Source organism: Pedobacter sp. B4-66 (assembly GCF_018492665.1).
Taxonomy (GTDB): domain Bacteria; phylum Bacteroidota; class Bacteroidia; order Sphingobacteriales; family Sphingobacteriaceae; genus Pedobacter.
In genome coordinates this window covers 51,164-67,280 of sequence record NZ_JAFVME010000013.1, presented here as the reverse complement: position 1 = coordinate 67,280, position 16,117 = coordinate 51,164, and the positions used below count along the sequence as shown (strand labels likewise).

Here is a 16,117-nt window from a genome sequence, read left to right as displayed (position 1 = left end):
CAGATGCTCTAACCAGCTGAGCTAAGAAGGAGTCTGGTCTTCCAAAAACGCTTCTGATGTGTTCCTAGGAACATAATATCTTGTTCGTTTTGGGAATGCAATATTAGGGGTTTTAATTTATTTATGCAATATTTGCAGAGAAAAAATTTTAAAAAAAATCAATTATTTCATATGAGCCTGATAATCATAGGTACTGTAGCTTTTGACGCGATCGAAACTCCCTTCGGAAAGACAGATAAAATAGTAGGTGGTGCCGCAACTTATGCAAGTTTAGCAGCTTCTTACTTCTACAATAAGGTAAAAATTGTTGGTGTTGTGGGCGACGACTTCCATAAAGAGGATATAAATACGTTTACCGAACACGGGATTGATACGGAGGGGCTACAAATAAAAGAGGGTGAGAAGTCTTTCTTTTGGTCTGGAAAATATCATAACGACATGAACAGTCGCGACACTTTGGTTACTGAGCTTAATGTTCTAGAGAATTTCGATCCTATTATCCCTGAGAGCTACCAGGATTGCGAATACCTAATGCTAGGCAACCTTACTCCAATCGTTCAGCAAACTGTCATCAAGCGCCTTAAAAACAGACCTAAGCTAATTGTTTTAGATACAATGAACTTCTGGATGGACATTATGATGCCAGATCTTTTGGAAACGCTTAAGATGGTTGATGTACTTACCATCAATGATGAAGAAGCTCGTCAACTTTCAGGTGAATACTCATTGGTTAAAGCTTCTAAGAAAATTTTAGCAATGGGGCCTAAATATCTGATCATTAAAAAAGGCGAGCATGGCGCTCTATTGTTTCATGAGGATAAAATTTTCTCAGCTCCGGCATTGCCATTAGCTGAAGTATTTGATCCAACCGGAGCGGGAGATACATTTGCTGGTGGGTTTATTGGTTACATGGCTAAAGTAGGAACAGTAAATTTCAATAACATGAAAAATGCGATCATCTTCGGCTCTGCCCTGGCATCTTTCTGTGTTGAGAAATTTGGAACAGAAAAAATCATTAATCTAACAGCAGAAGAAGTTTCTGCTCGTGTTCAGGAATTTGTGGACTTAAGTTCATTCTCCATAGAATCATAAAAATCTAGTTTAAGTACATAAAGAAGCAATTACACGAGCTTCTTTATGTACTTAATTTCCCTATTGCTGTAAATTTTTCAAATACAGTTTCTGTATGAGGCGCATCTGGCAACTCATCTGTCAAATCTTGACCAGCCCAGTGCTCATAATGCTTTCCATTCCTCCACAATCGGCTATCCGTCACATCATAGATAACGCCCTTAAAAGCAATCCATATTTGTGGTTTATCCTGACCATTGCGTAATGCAAGCTGTTGTTTTGTATAAATTGGGAGTTCCATTATGACTTGCTTTTACTTTTAACTAACTCAAACAAGTAAACGCTTAAAAGCAGAATACCCATAAGGTAAAAGAAACCCTCAAAAGGAATAACACCTAATTTTAAACTAATAGTCTCTCTTACTGAATAGATTAGAATTGGTAAACCACCAATCAACGCATACAACAAGCAAAAAGGAATAAGCATTACTACATAAGCTCTATAAAATTTATACATAAACCTCAGCTTGTTCACATACTCAACATAAAAGAGCATTAAAAACAGAACAGAAAAGACAGCAATGCTATATAATTTGGTATGCGTAAAAAACAACATTGCAACAAGCACACCTAATAGCAAGTTACTTACAGACAAGCTAAATTTCTCCAGGCTATTTTTCGGGAACCGCTCATTCAAAAAAACATAAACATTTAATCCAGCAAAGGCTAACAAAAAATGAAACAGAATTTCTTCAATTGGCAGCTGAAGAATATTAACCCCTATTGTGTACTCACTATTGAATACCGAAACCTTAAATTGATTAAGAATAAATGCAACGATCGAAAAAAGCACTCCTGAAACCAATACAGCCGGAACCATTAGTTTCCAACTCCTAATTGGGTAAGCCTTTTGATTCAGCACCAACGCAAATGATAAAACAAGCAGCGCCAAATTGATCAATAAATAATAGTAATTCATGTATAGATATAAATTCAGCCTCAAAAATATGATTTTGACCCAGTTAAACAACCTTATCTCCCATCTATATATTTTGTTTGTGAGGCAAAACTTTTTAAGTTAATTTTAAGTAACCAAAACAAATAAAAATGAAAGTACTTAAAGTATTAGCGGGTATTATCGTAGTAATAATCGCCCTCTTCTTTATCATTGGATTCTTCTTACCTAAAACATATAGCGTAAGCAGATCTATTGAAATCAACAAACCTGACAGCATTACCTACCAAAAAACATTAAACTTTAATGATTTCGGCTTATGGAATCCGTGGATGCAAATGGACAAAGCAGCCAAACACACCGTAACCGGAGATGGGGTTTCTGTCGGTTCTAAATTTAGTTGGATAGGGAAAGAAGTTGGAACAGGAAGTATCACCATTGAAAACCTTAACCCAAACAAGCAAATCGATGAAAAACTAGAATTCATTGAACCTTTCGAAAGTATTGCAATTACCTCATTCTATTTTGAACCAACAGCTAATGGCGGCACAAAGGTAACATGGGATTTTAGAGGTGAAAATACTTCTATTTTCTCGAGATGGATGTCGTTAGCTTATGACTCTATGATTGGAAAAGATTATGAAAAGGGATTAGCCAACTTAAAAGCTTTTGTAGAAAAGTAAATTAAAACTCCATAAAAAGGCGCATATATATGCGCCTTTTTTATGAGATAATTCTTTTAAACGATCTCTGCTCCAAGAACATCCTTAGAGTATGTTTTCAAGTATTTCTTTAAAATCTGACGCGCAACGTGTATCCTTGTTTTAACTGTTCCAATTGGAATATTAAGCATTTCAGCAATTTCATGGTATTTATAACCTTCAAAATACTTAACAAATGGAACATAATACTCTGGTTGCAAAGTAGCCAAGGCCTTATTAATATCACCTATAACAAACTTACTATCGCTCGTATTTTTTGATGCACTATAATGAAGATTTGCAGAAGATATATCATCCGATTTAGTAATTAACGCATTTGTTTTTACTAAGCGGCGGTAATTATTAATGAAGGTGTTTTTCATTATGGTAAACAACCATCCTTTAAGATTTGTTCCTTCTTTAAACTTACTGTAATAGGTTACAGCCTTCAACATAGTATCCTGTACTAAGTCGTTTGCATCTTCAATGTCTTTTGTAAAATTTAAAGCGAATGACTGTAAAGAAACCGAGTGGTCATTTAATTTGTGGTTGAATTCATTTTTTGTCATAATGTTTTAAGTTTTGAGGTTAAAAAAGCAAACAAACACAGTTTTATGAGTGGCGCTCACTAGTTTGTTTAATATTACACTCAAAAACATATACAACTTATGTACCAAAAAATGGACTCCAATGTTATGAATTTAATTTTCGATGCCTATGGCATCGAAGAGATCGATGTCACAGAATATTTACTTCTCTTTCTAATTTAACGCCAAACTTGGCATCCACATCATTTATAATCTGTTCTGAAAAACTATACACTTCGGCACCAGTTGCTCCTCCATGATTCACCAAAACCAAGGCCTGATTCTTCCATGTTCCGGTCTGCCCGGCAACCACCCCTTTAAATCCGCATTGCTCTATTAACCAACCTGCTGCAAGTTTAATTTTATTATCTGGGGCAGGATAATTAACCACATTTGGATGCGCTAATTTCACCGTTTCGAACTCATCTTTTGTGATAACTGGATTCTTAAAAAAGCTCCCGGCATTCCCAATTGTTGAAGGATCCGGCAGTTTAGCAACCCTGATTTCAGAAACAACATTAGAAACATCTTCAATAGTTGGCGCATCAATACCCTTATTCTTTAGCTCTTCTTGTATCGCACCATACTGGGTATTAATTTTAGCTGACGTACTTAGCCTGAAACTCACTGAAGTAATGATATATTGCCCCTTAAGTTCATTCTTAAAAACACTATCCCTATATCCAAAATGGCAATCCTCAAAATTGAATACCCTTTTTTCGGATGTAGCTATTTCATAGGCTGTACAAGATTTAAAAACATCTTTTAACTCTACACCATAAGCACCAATGTTTTGTATCGGCGATGCACCAACTGTCCCAGGAATAAGACTAAGATTCTCAATACCCGCATAACCATTTTGAACACAATACTTTACAAGGCTATTCCAAATTACCCCCGCTCCTGCTGTAACTATAACTTCATTTCCTTCTACAACATTAGAAATCCCAGGGATACTAACTTTAACTACCAGCCCGTCGAAGTCCTTTGTAAACAAAACGTTGCTTCCCCCACCTAAAACCAATAAATTCTGCTGTTTAATAAGATCAGATTCTAGCACATCTTTAAGATCTTGTTCCGACAGAATTTCAGCAAAATAGTCTGCATCTACGTCGATACTAAATGTATTGTAAGGTTTTAATGATTTATTCTTTTGCACGTCCAACATAGAGGTTTCAACAAATTAATTAAACGCTACAAATGTAATTGATAAGCCCTGTAATAAACATGTTAAAATCAATATTTAAAAATTTTGACTATTTTTCATGAAATTTTGCCTCTGCACTAACATAATACATGTGCAAGGAATTAGGATAACTTCAAGAACAGTAAGGGAGAACAGTAATATTTGTATGGAAAATCAGGACAAAAAAAGAATTTTAATCATTGAAGCTGCATTAAAACGGTTTGCTCATTATGGATTATCAAAAACCACAATGACAGAAATCGCTAAAGATATTTCTTTTTCAAAAGCACTTCTTTATTACTATTTTCCTGACAAACTAAGCCTATATGTAAGCGCCATCGAGCACCTGATGCAAATAATGAGCAGAGACCTGGTTAAGTCTATCGACAAGACTACAACTGCAACTGAAGGAGTACTCAAATTACTTCAAAAACGCCAGGGCTATATTCAGAAATATTATAATTTATTTGAATCGAATCAGGTAATCAGTACCGAACTACCAGAAGGGCTTTATGAAAAATTCCAAAGAGCAAGAACCTTCGAAGCAATTATCATCGGCTCCCTTTTCAATAGAGGAATTGCAAGTGGCGAACTGGTTATTGAAGACCCTAAATTAGCTACAGATATATTCATCGATGCACTGTCTGGCATCCACTTCAACATTCTTAGTAGGGACAAAATCATGTTTCCCGGCAAAGAACAATTCAAACAGATCTTCATAAAAGAGAAAACTCTTGCGGAAATATTCCTGGCAGGTTTAAGGGCTAAATAGATCTTTAAAACATGTTCTTACGTCACAAATAGCAGACACGTAAGCGCCTGTCAGACACAACATTCTTCTCAATCTATCTTCTTTTTGTCATACATTTGTCAGTTTAAAGGGATTTTAACACTAAAATTCCTCAAGTAAAAATATGGCAGTATTTTTGACCGTTGAAACAAAAAAGTCAAAAAGTAAAAAAGTAAAATGGTAGAGATTGATAAAAAAAGGGACGCTATAATTGAGGGAGCTATTAAACGTTTTATTCACTATGGGATTAATAAGACCACGATGAATGAGATCGCTGATGATCTGTCAGTGTCAAAACCTTCCTTATACTATTATTTCCCGGACAAAAACAGCCTGGTATTCGGAGTTATCGACAAGATATTCTCAGATTATTTTGAAGCTATCGGAAAAGATATGTCAATCGATATGCCTATTCAAGAGCGCCTAACCGGATTTACAGAGATTAAACATCGTTTCTTTCAAAAATACTATATGCTTCATTTATCCGGAGGCAGTCCTGATTCTTCATTAAATTCTGATGAACTAAGGGAACATTTCATGAAAATGAAATTGAAGAATGAAAATTTCCATGCAGATATCTTCAGGGCAGCGATGGAGAAAGGCGAACTGGCACAGGCTGATGCGAATAAAATAGCAGAATTATACCTTGAGAGCTTAGCAGGAATAACCTCTCTCTGTATTTTACATGGCAACAAAGAGCTATTTCCAAGTAAAAAAGAACTGAAGATTATGCTAGAGAAACAATTAAGCCTCTCTAACATATTCCTTAAAGGATTAAAATAAACAGACTACTAATTATATCATATGAACACAATTATTAAACAGATAAAAACAATACCGCTCTTATTGCTGGGCTTGATATTATCAAATACGGTTAGCGCACAGCAAACGCTAAGTTTAAAAGACGCGCTAAATTACGCCATTGAAAATAGCGCAAATATGCGCAGAGCAAAGCTTGATATTGATGGAGGTAAATTTAAAACTGAGGAAATCAGGGCTCAGGCTTTACCACAAATTACAGGTACTGCCGGTTTAACTTACAACCCTATTATCGGCCAACAGGTTGTTGATTTTGGAGGACAATTACAGACCCTTAAATTTGGTCAAAAATGGAACTCATCTGCCGGAGTTCAACTTTCGCAACAACTATTCAACCAGCAAGTTTTTACAGGCCTACAGGCAGCAAGATCTAGTGAAGAGTATTACAACCTTACCGCTCAGTATACAGAAGAGCAACTCATAGAGGTTGTTGCCGGCAACTATTATCAGGTGTTGGTAAACAGACAACAGATGAATGTTATCGATACTAACATTAAAAATGTAAAGGTTATTGAAACAATCATTTCTAATCAGTATAAAAATGGTTTGGCTAAAAAGATTGATGTTGATCGTATTAAAGTTAACCTTACCAATTTGGAAACGCAACGCTCCCAAATTTTAAATGCCATTACACAATTGGAAAATATGTTAAAATATTCAATGGGTATGCCGGTAAGCACCAACATTACCTTGCCTAGAACTGAACTTACAGAAGTAACCCAGTTACCTGAACTTTCAGATTCACTTAATTTTGACAATAGAACAGAAATTAAACTTTTGGACATTAAGGACAAACTTTTATCGCTGCAACGTAAAGCCTATGTTGCAGAATATTATCCCAATTTATCTTTAACAGGAAACTATACTTATTCTAGTCAGGCTAATAACTTCGATTTCCTGACCACAAATAGAAAAGCAATTGGTTTTGATGCATCTGCTATTGGCTTAACCTTAAAAATACCAATTTTTAATGGTTTCTCAACTCGTTCTAAAGTGCGTCAGGCTGATGTAGATATTAAAAAAGCAAAAGAGGACAGAAAAGAATCAACCAATTCATTAAACCTGGCTTATGAGAATGCTAAACTTCAGTTGCGCGATAATATAAGCACCATTAATGCACAAAAGAAAAATGCAGAACTGGCAAATGAGATTTACAAAAGCACGCAAAACAATTACAACAATGGCTTAGCTAACTTAACTGATTTACTAGATACAGAAAACTCACTTACAGAAGCTCAAAACAGCTATATACAGGCTTTATTAAATTACAAAATAGCCGAAATACAATTAATCAAATCGAACGGAAATATTAAATCGCTAGCAAAATAGAAATGAAAAGAGTAATTATTATAATTGTCGCAATCGTTGTTGCCCTAGGCGCAATCGCTTATGTTTTAAGCAACAATAAAAAGAAAAACGAGGCAAAAACTGCTTTCATTGCTGAAGGCGGCGGTGCTGTTGCTGTTCGAATTGCAGCTGTAGAAAAGAAAGTTGTCGATTTGGATTTTGTTGCCAATGGAAACTTTGTTCCTAAACAGGAATTGATCCTCAAATCAGAAAACGCTGGAAGGATAAGCAAAATTTTTGTGGATGAAGGTGATCGCGTAAGTACAGGACAAGTTTTAGCTCGTGTTGATGCTGAAATCATCAATACTGACAAAGAAACTGCAGAAGCAAATTATCAAAATGCTTTACGTGATGAAGCCAGGTACCAAAGTTCTTTTCAAACTGGTGGTGTAACCCAACAGCAATTGGATCAAGCTAAATTAACAACCCAAAATGCAAAATTACGTCTTCAAGCTTCACAACGTAAAGTAAGTGATGCAAATATTAAATCTCCAATTAATGGTATCATCAATAAAAAATTAATTGAAGTTGGTGCATTTGTAAACACACAGGGAACTGATTTATTTGAAATTGTTGATGTATCGAAATTAAAACTAAGAGTAAACGTTAATGAATCGCAAGTTGCAAACCTAAAGTTAGGTGATAAAATTGACATCAAATCATCAGTTTTTCCAACAGATAAATTCAATGGTAAAGTCACCTTCATTGCAGCAAAGGCAGATCCAACGTTAAACTTCCCGGTTGACATTGAAGTTGATAACAATACCGCAAAAAGTTTAAAAGCTGGTATGTACGGAACTGCTGTATTTAACTTCCCTAAGCAAGCACCTAGTATCTTAATCCCACGTACCGCTTTTGTTGGTAGTGTAAGCAGCAACCAGATATTTATATTAGATAAAGCAAATAACACGTCTAAAATCCGTAAAGTAGTTGCTGGCCGTATTTTAGGTGATTCTGTTGAAATTCTTGAAGGATTAAACGAAGGAGAAACTGTAATTACAAGCGGACAGATTAACTTAACAGATGGCACTCCTGTTAGTATCGTAAAATAAGTTAGTTTCTGGCAGTGAATGATCGCGATATGCCAATCGCAATACGCAATAAAAAAAGAAAATGAAAATAACAGACATATCGATAAAAAGGCCCTCCCTGGTAATTGTAGTATTTACTGCACTTACGCTATTGGGGCTATTAAGTTACTTTTCGTTGGGTTATGAGTTATTACCAAAATTCTCAAACAACGTTGTATCTATATCAACAATTTACCCTGGCGCTTCGCCAGCTGAGGTTGAAAATACCGTAACTAAGAAGATTGAAGATGCGGTATCATCAATGGAGAATATCAAAAAAATAAACGCCGTTTCATTTGAGAGTTTATCAACAGTTACGATTACTCTAACAGACGCAGCCAACATTGATATTTCATTAAATGATGCTCAACGTAAAGTAAATGCCATCCTGTCGGATTTACCTGAAGATGTGAAAACCCCCTCGTTAAGTAAATTCTCTTTAGATGATTTACCCGTTATCACCATGTCTGCTTCTGCAAACATGGATGATGTGAGCTTTTATGATTTAATTGATCAAAGAATTGCCCCGGTTATTTCAAGGGTAAGCGGGATCGCTCAGGTTAACCTAATTGGTGGTTCAGAAAGAGAGATTCAGGTTTCTTTAGACCCGAATAAATTACAAGGCTACAATCTTTCAGTACCTGAGGTACAACAAATGATTTTAAGCTCAAATTTAGATTTCCCTACCGGAAGTGTTAAAACAGAAAATCAAGATGTTTTAATTCGTTTATCCGGTAAATACAGAAATCTGGAAGAATTAAGAAACCTGGTTCTAAAAACATCAAAAGATGGCGCTCAAATCCGTTTAGGAGATGTTGCCGATGTACAAGATTCTAAGAAAGAGACCGAAAAATTAGCTCGTATTGACAGAAAAGGTGCCATCGCTATTCAAATCATTAAACAAAGTGATGCAAATGCAGTTGAAGTAAGTAAAGGTGTACACAAGGTTATAGAGAAACTTAAAGTAGAATATGCAGCAAGCAAACTAGACATTAAAATTGTTAATGATAGCTCTATTTTTACATTAGAATCTGCCGATGCCGTTATTCACGATTTAATTCTGGCAGTTGTGCTGGTAGCATTTGTAATGCTATTCTTCTTACACAGTTTACGTAATGCGTTAATCGTAATGGTATCGATACCTGCATCATTAATTGCAACATTTATAGGTATCAGTTTATTTGGTTTTACCTTAAACCTGATGTCCCTGCTAGGCTTATCACTCGTGGTAGGTATTCTCGTGGATGATGCAATTGTGGTACTGGAAAATATCCAACGACACATGGAGATGGGTAAAAACAAAGTAAGAGCCGCTTCTGACGCTACAAGAGAGATTGGTTTTACAGTTGTATCCATCACCCTGGTAATTGTGGTTGTGTTCTTCCCTATTGCGGTAAGTACAGGTCTGGTATCGAACATCCTACGCCAGTTCTGTGTGGTGGTAATTATTGCAACATTGCTTTCGTTGCTTGCCTCATTTACCATTGTACCATTACTTTTCTCTAGATATGGTAAATTAGAGCATATTGAAGGTAAAAACGTCTTCGGTCGCTTTATCCTTTGGTTTGAAAAACAGTTAAAAAAATTCACCCACTGGGTTACAAATATCTTAACGTGGTCGTTAAACCATAAAAGACGTACCATTGTAGCTGTCGTAATATTATTTGCAGGTGCAGTTTGGCTACCTATTGCTGGCTTTATTGGCTCCGAGTTTTTCCCTAAATCAGATAAAGGTGAGTTTTTAGTCCAAATTGAATTACCGAAAGACGCGCCTTTAGAGCAAACCAATTTTTACACACAACGTGCTGAAGCATTTTTAGATAAACAACCAGAAATCACACAGTTAATCACTACTGTTGGTCAAGCCAGTGGAGATTTTGGTGGAACTCAAGCAACAGCTTATAAGTCGGAGATCAACGTAAAACTTGTTGATCGTAAAGAACGTGAAGGAGTTTCCTCAGATGTTTTCGCAACCAAAATGAGTCGTGCTCTTGCTAAAGAATTAGTAGGTGCAAAAGTTAAAACTGTTCCAATTAGTATTTTGGGTATTGCAGAAAATGCGCCAATACAGCTAGTGGTAATGGGTTCTGACTTGGATAGTGCATTAAAATATGCTGAAGGTGCACAAAAAGTACTTGCCTCTATTCCGGGTGCAACAGAGATTAAATTATCCGTAGAAAAAGGAACTCCTGAGATTAACGTTCAGGTTGATCGTGATAAAATGTCGGCTCTTGGGTTAACATTACAAACTGTTGGTTCAACCATGCAAACAGCTTTTGCTGGTAACACGGATGGCAAATACAGAAAAGGTGAGTATGAATATGACATCAACATCCAATTCCAGGATTTCAACAGAAAAAATGTTGATGATGTACGTAATCTTATTTTTATAAACAAGGATGGGCAGCAAATTAAACTATCACAGTTTGCTGCAATTACCGAAGGTTCCGGACCAAGTCAGCTAGAACGTTTAAATAAATCAACCTCTGTATCTGTTAAGGCACAATCTATTGGTAGACCAACAGGAACAGTTGTTGCTGAATTTCAGACAAAACTGGAGCAACTACAAAAAGACGGAAAACTAAAAGCCCCAATAGGTGTAAGTTACTCATGGGCTGGAGATCAGGAAAACCAAGCCGAAGGTTTTGGTACCTTAGGTATTGCTTTATTGGCTTCCGTTATCTTGGTTTACTTAATTATGGTAGCATTATATGATAGTTTCGTTTACCCATTAGTGGTAATGTTCTCTCTTCCACTTGCACTAATTGGAGCTTTCCTTGCACTTGCTTTAACAAACAACTCTATCGGTATTTTCACCATATTAGGTTTAATTATGCTAATGGGTTTGGTGGCCAAGAATGCGATTATACTTGTCGATTTCACCAACCACATGAAAGCAGAAGGAAAATCAACAATAGAGGCATTAGTTTTAGCTAACCATGCTCGTTTACGTCCAATCCTGATGACAACCATTGCCATGATTTTCGGTATGTTACCAATTGCCTTGGCAAGTGGCGCCGGTGCAGAATGGAAAAATGGATTAGCTTGGGTTATCGTAGGCGGTTTAACAAGTTCATTGTTTTTAACATTAATTGTTGTACCTGTTGTTTACCTGATCTTCGATATCATACTAGACAAATTAGGCTTTAACAAAAAAGGAAAAACAATCGATGAATTATTAGAAGAGCCATATAAGCATAAAGATGTTCTGGAATATGACATTTCCGAATAACACTTATAATCATTAATAACAAAAAGAGGAACCTTAAAAAGTTCCTCTTTTTGTTTTAACAGTTAAAAACAATTATAATTGTTTTGTTGTATTTACATAGAATATGCTGAAGCACATTATATTATTACTGCTGTTGTGTAGCTTTTCATTTGAAATAAAAGCACAACATCCTCCCGTTTTTGAAGGAATATTAACAGATACAAATGCCATTGCATTAAATGACCTGGACATCAACCTTGTAAAATATAGTTATGGACAACCTAAGGTCAGTTTCCTGGCTATTCATGACGATGAAGATACCGGAGTAAAAGCCGCCTTTGAATACATACAATTTAATGGAGGTAGTATCATAGACTGTCAATACGGAGGCACAAGAAATTTCAAATTCTCAAACGACGGTTTCAATTTCCAGACAGATCCGAATAGCATTTATACCCAGGAAGGAATTATTATGGGGCTTGTAAAATATGGCAATGTAGACAATGACGAAGTTCTTATGCAATTAGAACGAACCGGCAAATTGATCCTCAATTATTACGACCCTAAAAAACTAGGATACATTTTCACCCTACATAACAATGCAGATGGTGGATTTGGTATTTCATCATACCTGGAAGGATATCCACTTAAAAGCGCCGCAGACTCCGTCTACATTAATTTTGACATGGATAACGATGATCTTATTCTTGTAACAGATCTAAAGCTATTTAATCATCTAAAGAAAGCAAACGTAAACGTGATACTACAATCAGCCGAAGCTCCAGACGACGGCTCTCTTTCTGTTTATGCTATGAGTAAAAACATCCCTTACATCAATGTGGAAGTTCAGCATGGACATCAAGATGAGAATTTAAGACTTATAGAAATAGCCGTAAAGGCTTTATACGAAACATATCCTACTTTAAAAACAAAGGCCTTAGAATAATCTAAGGCCTTTGTTTTCATCTATGTGTTAGTACGATTAAATATGTATAGCTCTATTTTCAGTGGCTGCCATAGCTGCTTCTTTAAGCGCTTCAGTATAGGTTGGGTGTGCATGACAAATTCTTGCAATGTCTTCAGCAGAAGCACGGAATTCCATAGCTACTACCGCTTCTGCAATCATATCAGCAGCACGAGGGCCAATCATGTGAACGCCAAGGATCTCGTCAGTTTTAGCATCAGCCAATACTTTCACAAAACCATCAGTATCCATACTTGCTTTAGCTCGTCCACTTGCTTTGAAAGGGAATGAACCAGCTTTATATTGAACACCTTTTTCTTTCAATTGCTCTTCAGTATAACCTACAGAAGCAACCTCAGGCCAGGTATAAACAACACCAGGAATAAGGTTATAGTTGATGTGTGGTTTTTGTCCGGCTAATCTCTCAGCTACATAAATACCTTCGTCTTCAGCTTTATGCGCAAGCATAGCACCTTTAATTACATCACCAATAGCATAAACCCCAGGAACGGAAGTTTCAAGATGCTCGTTAACAGGAATTTTATTTCCTCTCTCTTCAGTTTGGATGCCAATATTTTCTAAGCCTAAACCAGCAGTGTAAGCAGTACGCCCAACAGCAACAATACAATAATCAGCTTCAAGTTGTACTTGCTCACCTTTGGCATTATCAGCCGTTACAGTAACTTTTTTACCTTTTGTCGTTGCACCGGTAACTTTATGCCCCATATAAAACTCCATGCCTAAAGATTTCTTTAAAACACGTTGTAATTCTTTACCTAAACCAGCATCCATTGTACCGATAATAGAAGGCATAAACTCAACAACAGATACTTTTGTACCCAAACGAGCATAAACAGAACCTAACTCCAAACCAATTACACCACCACCAATAACAATCATTTGTTTAGGTACTTCGGTAATGTTTAAAGCTTCGGTCGAAGTAATGATACGTTTTTTATCTACCGGTAAAAAAGGAAGCGCAGTTGGCTTAGATCCCGAAGCGATAATTACATTTTTTGCAGTGATCGTTTCTGATTTACCATCAGCATTGGTAATCTTTATAGTATTCTTATCAACAAATGAACCTACTCCTTCAAATGCATCTATTTTGTTCTTCTTAAAAAGGTACTGTATACCAGCAGTGTTTTGAGCCACAACATCATTTTTTCGGGCAATCATCTGTGGCATATCAACCTTTAAATCTTTAAGATCAATACCATGGGTTTTAAAAGTATGAGCAGCATTATGGAAATGCTCTGAAGAATCCAACAATGCTTTTGACGGGATACAACCAACATTTAAGCAGGTTCCACCAAAAGTTTTATATTTTTCTATAACTGCCGTTTTTAGGCCTAATTGGGCGCATCTTATTGCTCCAACATAACCGCCCGGGCCCGAGCCAATTACAACTACATCGTATTGCATATCAAAGGTTTTTTTATTTGGCAAAGTTAGTAAACCTAGGTCAAAATCTGACACTTATTAGCCTAAAACATTTCCATTTACTATATTTACTATTTCATAACTTATTAACCCATAATGGCCCGTATTAAATTCCTTTGGCTTCTTGCTATCCACATTTTTACATTCTCGGCTGTCTTTGCCCAACAGTCTGATTCAGCTTACGTAAAAGAAAATTACACTAAAATTGAACGTAGTATTACCATGAGAGACGGTGTCAAATTATTTACGTCAATCTATATTCCAAAAGATAAAACAAAAAAGTATCCCTTTCTGATTAACAGAACCCCTTACACAGTTTCGCCATACGGAGCCGACAAATACAAAACCAGCTTAGGAAACTTCCCTGCAATGATGAGAGAAGGATTCATATTTGTGTATCAGGATGTAAGAGGTAAATGGATGAGCGAAGGTACATTCGAAGATATCAGACCACAGGTAGTAAATAAAAAAAGCAAAAAAGACATTGATGAAAGTACAGATACGTACGACACAATCGACTGGTTGGTAAAAAACATAGAAAACAACAATGGTAAGGCCGGTATCTACGGCATTTCTTATCCGGGATTTTATTCTACTACATCTTTACCGGGATCACACCCTGCGTTAAAGGCTGTTTCCCCTCAGGCACCTGTTACCGATTGGTACCGTGGCGATGATTTCCACCACAATGGAACATTATTCTTAGCGGATGCTTTTGGCTTTATGAGCACATTTGGTGTTCCAAGACCAAAACCAATTACTCCTGATAAAGGACCAAAAGGTTTTGAATTTCCAATACAAGACAATTATCGTTTTTACCTTGAATCTGGCTCAGTTAAAAACCTAAAAGATAAATACTTTGCCGATAGCATTAAGTTCTGGAATGACTTATTCGCTCATCCTAATTTGGATACTTTTTGGCAAGCCAGAAACATTCAACCACATTTGGTTAATGTAAAACCTGCAGTTATGGTTGTAGGTGGCTTCTTCGATGCAGAAGATGCCTATGGTACTTTTGCCACCTATAAATCTATTGAAAAACAAAACCCAAAGGCAAACAACATTCTGGTTATGGGCCCCTGGTATCATGGAGGCTGGGTACGCAGTACCGGAAGTAGCTTTGGCGACATAGAATTCGGACAACCTACCAGCACCTACTATCAGGAAAACTTTGAGCTCCCTTTCTTCAAACACTATCTTAAAGGTGAAGGAGATTTTAATGCCGCTGAAGCCAACATCTTTGTAACCGGAAGTAACCAATGGAAAAAGTTTAGCACATGGCCACCTAAAGATACTGAAACTAAAAACCTGTACTTACAACCTAATGGCAAGCTAAGCTTTGAAAAAGTTCAAAGAACGGATAGCTGGGATGAATATGTAAGTGACCCGAACAGTCCGGTTCCTTATCAGGATGGAGTTCAAGCCAGAAGAACACGCGAATATATGATCGATGATCAGCGTTTCGCTGCGCGTAGACCTGACGTTAAAGTGTATCAAACAGACACCTTAACTGAAGACATCACATTAACCGGCCCCCTATTAGCCAATCTTGTAATATCTACAACAGGCTCTGATGCTGATTATGTGGTAAAACTAATTGATGTTTATCCAGAGAGCACACCCAATCCAGCCACAAATCCAAAAAACCTGATTATGGGTGGATATCAAATGCTGGTACGTGGAGAAATTATGCGTGGAAAATACCGCAATAGCTTTGAAAAACCTGAAGCCATTAATCCAGGCGAAATCACTAAGGTCAATTATGCCCTACCTGATGTTGCTCATACTTTCAAAAAAGGTCACAGGATCATGATTCAGATACAAAACTCATGGTTCCCACTTGCTGATAGAAACCCTCAAAAATTTATGGATATCTATCAGGCAGAACCAAGTGATTTCCAGAAAGCCACTCATCGCATTTTTCATGATGTACACAATTCTTCTTCGCTAACCGTAACTGTATTAAAACAATAA

General features: G+C 36.5%; 14 protein-coding genes. 9 read left to right on the top strand and 5 right to left on the bottom strand.

Going from position 1 to position 16,117, the window contains the following annotated elements:
- The first annotated feature begins 171 nt into the window (after positions 1-171).
- Complete coding sequence (locus J1905_RS20270; RefSeq protein ID WP_214229046.1) at positions 172-1,092, top strand: PfkB family carbohydrate kinase; 921 nt, start codon at positions 172-174, stop codon at positions 1,090-1,092.
- A 43-nt stretch (positions 1,093-1,135) separates the two neighbouring features.
- Here J1905_RS20270 and J1905_RS20265 read toward each other — a convergent pair whose 3' ends face one another.
- A complete protein-coding gene (locus J1905_RS20265; RefSeq protein WP_214229045.1) occupies positions 1,136-1,372 on the bottom strand; it encodes a cytochrome b5 domain-containing protein in 237 nt (78 codons plus the stop codon).
- A complete protein-coding gene (locus J1905_RS20260; RefSeq protein WP_214229044.1) occupies positions 1,372-2,049 on the bottom strand; it encodes a lycopene cyclase domain-containing protein in 678 nt (225 codons plus the stop codon). The genes J1905_RS20265 and J1905_RS20260 overlap by 1 nt, the downstream gene beginning before the upstream one ends.
- A 128-nt stretch (positions 2,050-2,177) precedes the next feature.
- Here J1905_RS20260 and J1905_RS20255 point away from each other — a divergent pair, with 128 nt between their 5' ends.
- Entirely contained in the window at positions 2,178-2,708 is a 531-nt protein-coding gene (locus tag J1905_RS20255) for an SRPBCC family protein (RefSeq protein ID WP_214229043.1), read from the top strand.
- A 56-nt stretch (positions 2,709-2,764) separates the two neighbouring features.
- Here J1905_RS20255 and J1905_RS20250 read toward each other — a convergent pair whose 3' ends face one another.
- Both J1905_RS20250 and murB read right to left on the bottom strand, forming a co-directional pair.
- Complete coding sequence (locus J1905_RS20250; protein WP_214229042.1) at positions 2,765-3,295, bottom strand: RNA polymerase sigma factor; 531 nt, start codon at positions 3,293-3,295, stop codon at positions 2,765-2,767.
- A 169-nt stretch (positions 3,296-3,464) separates the two neighbouring features.
- Positions 3,465-4,481 (bottom strand): UDP-N-acetylmuramate dehydrogenase, encoded by a 1,017-nt coding sequence (gene murB / locus J1905_RS20245; RefSeq protein WP_214229041.1) that lies wholly within the window; start codon positions 4,479-4,481, stop codon positions 3,465-3,467.
- Between the two features lie 184 nt (positions 4,482-4,665).
- Here murB and J1905_RS20240 point away from each other — a divergent pair, with 184 nt between their 5' ends.
- From J1905_RS20240 to J1905_RS20215, 6 genes are all read left to right on the top strand, one after another.
- Positions 4,666-5,271: a TetR/AcrR family transcriptional regulator gene (locus J1905_RS20240; RefSeq protein ID WP_214229040.1), complete on the top strand. Its 606-nt coding sequence runs from the start codon at positions 4,666-4,668 to the stop codon at positions 5,269-5,271.
- 195 nt (positions 5,272-5,466) lie between these two features.
- Positions 5,467-6,072 (top strand): TetR/AcrR family transcriptional regulator, encoded by a 606-nt coding sequence (locus J1905_RS20235; protein ID WP_214229039.1) that lies wholly within the window; start codon positions 5,467-5,469, stop codon positions 6,070-6,072.
- A gap of 21 nt (positions 6,073-6,093) precedes the next feature.
- A complete protein-coding gene (locus J1905_RS20230) occupies positions 6,094-7,437 on the top strand; it encodes a TolC family protein (RefSeq protein WP_214229038.1) in 1,344 nt (447 codons plus the stop codon).
- 2 nt (positions 7,438-7,439) lie between these two features.
- A complete protein-coding gene (locus J1905_RS20225) occupies positions 7,440-8,507 on the top strand; it encodes an efflux RND transporter periplasmic adaptor subunit (RefSeq protein ID WP_214229037.1) in 1,068 nt (355 codons plus the stop codon).
- 61 nt (positions 8,508-8,568) lie between these two features.
- Positions 8,569-11,757, top strand: a complete 3,189-nt coding sequence (locus J1905_RS20220) for an efflux RND transporter permease subunit (RefSeq protein ID WP_214229036.1) — start codon at positions 8,569-8,571, stop codon at positions 11,755-11,757.
- Between the two features lie 103 nt (positions 11,758-11,860).
- On the top strand, positions 11,861-12,682 hold the full coding sequence (locus J1905_RS20215) for a hypothetical protein (protein ID WP_214229035.1): 822 nt from the start codon (positions 11,861-11,863) through the stop codon (positions 12,680-12,682).
- Positions 12,683-12,718: 36 nt separating this feature from the next.
- Here the strand turns inward: J1905_RS20215 and lpdA are convergent, their stop codons facing one another.
- Positions 12,719-14,125 carry a dihydrolipoyl dehydrogenase gene (gene lpdA / locus J1905_RS20210; protein WP_214229034.1) on the bottom strand — a complete coding sequence of 469 codons (1,407 nt, stop codon included), beginning with the start codon at positions 14,123-14,125 and terminating at the stop codon, positions 12,719-12,721.
- 114 nt (positions 14,126-14,239) lie between these two features.
- Between lpdA and J1905_RS20205 the strand changes: the two genes are divergently transcribed.
- On the top strand, positions 14,240-16,117 hold the full coding sequence (locus J1905_RS20205; protein ID WP_214229033.1) for a CocE/NonD family hydrolase: 1,878 nt from the start codon (positions 14,240-14,242) through the stop codon (positions 16,115-16,117).

Bases quoted from the DNA above. Each gene is read 5' to 3' on its own strand.
- J1905_RS20240 (WP_214229040.1), top strand. From the start codon at position 4,666: ATGGAAAATCAGGACAAAAAAAGAATTTTAATCATTGAAGCTGCATTA.
- J1905_RS20235 (WP_214229039.1), top strand. From the start codon at position 5,467: ATGGTAGAGATTGATAAAAAAAGGGACGCTATAATTGAGGGAGCTATT.
- J1905_RS20225 (WP_214229037.1), top strand. From the start codon at position 7,440: ATGAAAAGAGTAATTATTATAATTGTCGCAATCGTTGTTGCCCTAGGC.
- J1905_RS20205 (WP_214229033.1), top strand. From the start codon at position 14,240: ATGGCCCGTATTAAATTCCTTTGGCTTCTTGCTATCCACATTTTTACA.
- murB (WP_214229041.1), bottom strand. From the start codon at position 4,481: ATGTTGGACGTGCAAAAGAATAAATCATTAAAACCTTACAATACATTT.
- J1905_RS20260 (WP_214229044.1), bottom strand. From the start codon at position 2,049: ATGAATTACTATTATTTATTGATCAATTTGGCGCTGCTTGTTTTATCA.
- J1905_RS20250 (WP_214229042.1), bottom strand. From the start codon at position 3,295: ATGACAAAAAATGAATTCAACCACAAATTAAATGACCACTCGGTTTCT.
- J1905_RS20215 (WP_214229035.1), top strand. From the start codon at position 11,861: ATGCTGAAGCACATTATATTATTACTGCTGTTGTGTAGCTTTTCATTT.
- J1905_RS20230 (WP_214229038.1), top strand. From the start codon at position 6,094: ATGAACACAATTATTAAACAGATAAAAACAATACCGCTCTTATTGCTG.
- J1905_RS20265 (WP_214229045.1), bottom strand. From the start codon at position 1,372: ATGGAACTCCCAATTTATACAAAACAACAGCTTGCATTACGCAATGGT.
- lpdA (WP_214229034.1), bottom strand. From the start codon at position 14,125: ATGCAATACGATGTAGTTGTAATTGGCTCGGGCCCGGGCGGTTATGTT.
- J1905_RS20220 (WP_214229036.1), top strand. From the start codon at position 8,569: ATGAAAATAACAGACATATCGATAAAAAGGCCCTCCCTGGTAATTGTA.
- J1905_RS20270 (WP_214229046.1), top strand. From the start codon at position 172: ATGAGCCTGATAATCATAGGTACTGTAGCTTTTGACGCGATCGAAACT.
- J1905_RS20255 (WP_214229043.1), top strand. From the start codon at position 2,178: ATGAAAGTACTTAAAGTATTAGCGGGTATTATCGTAGTAATAATCGCC.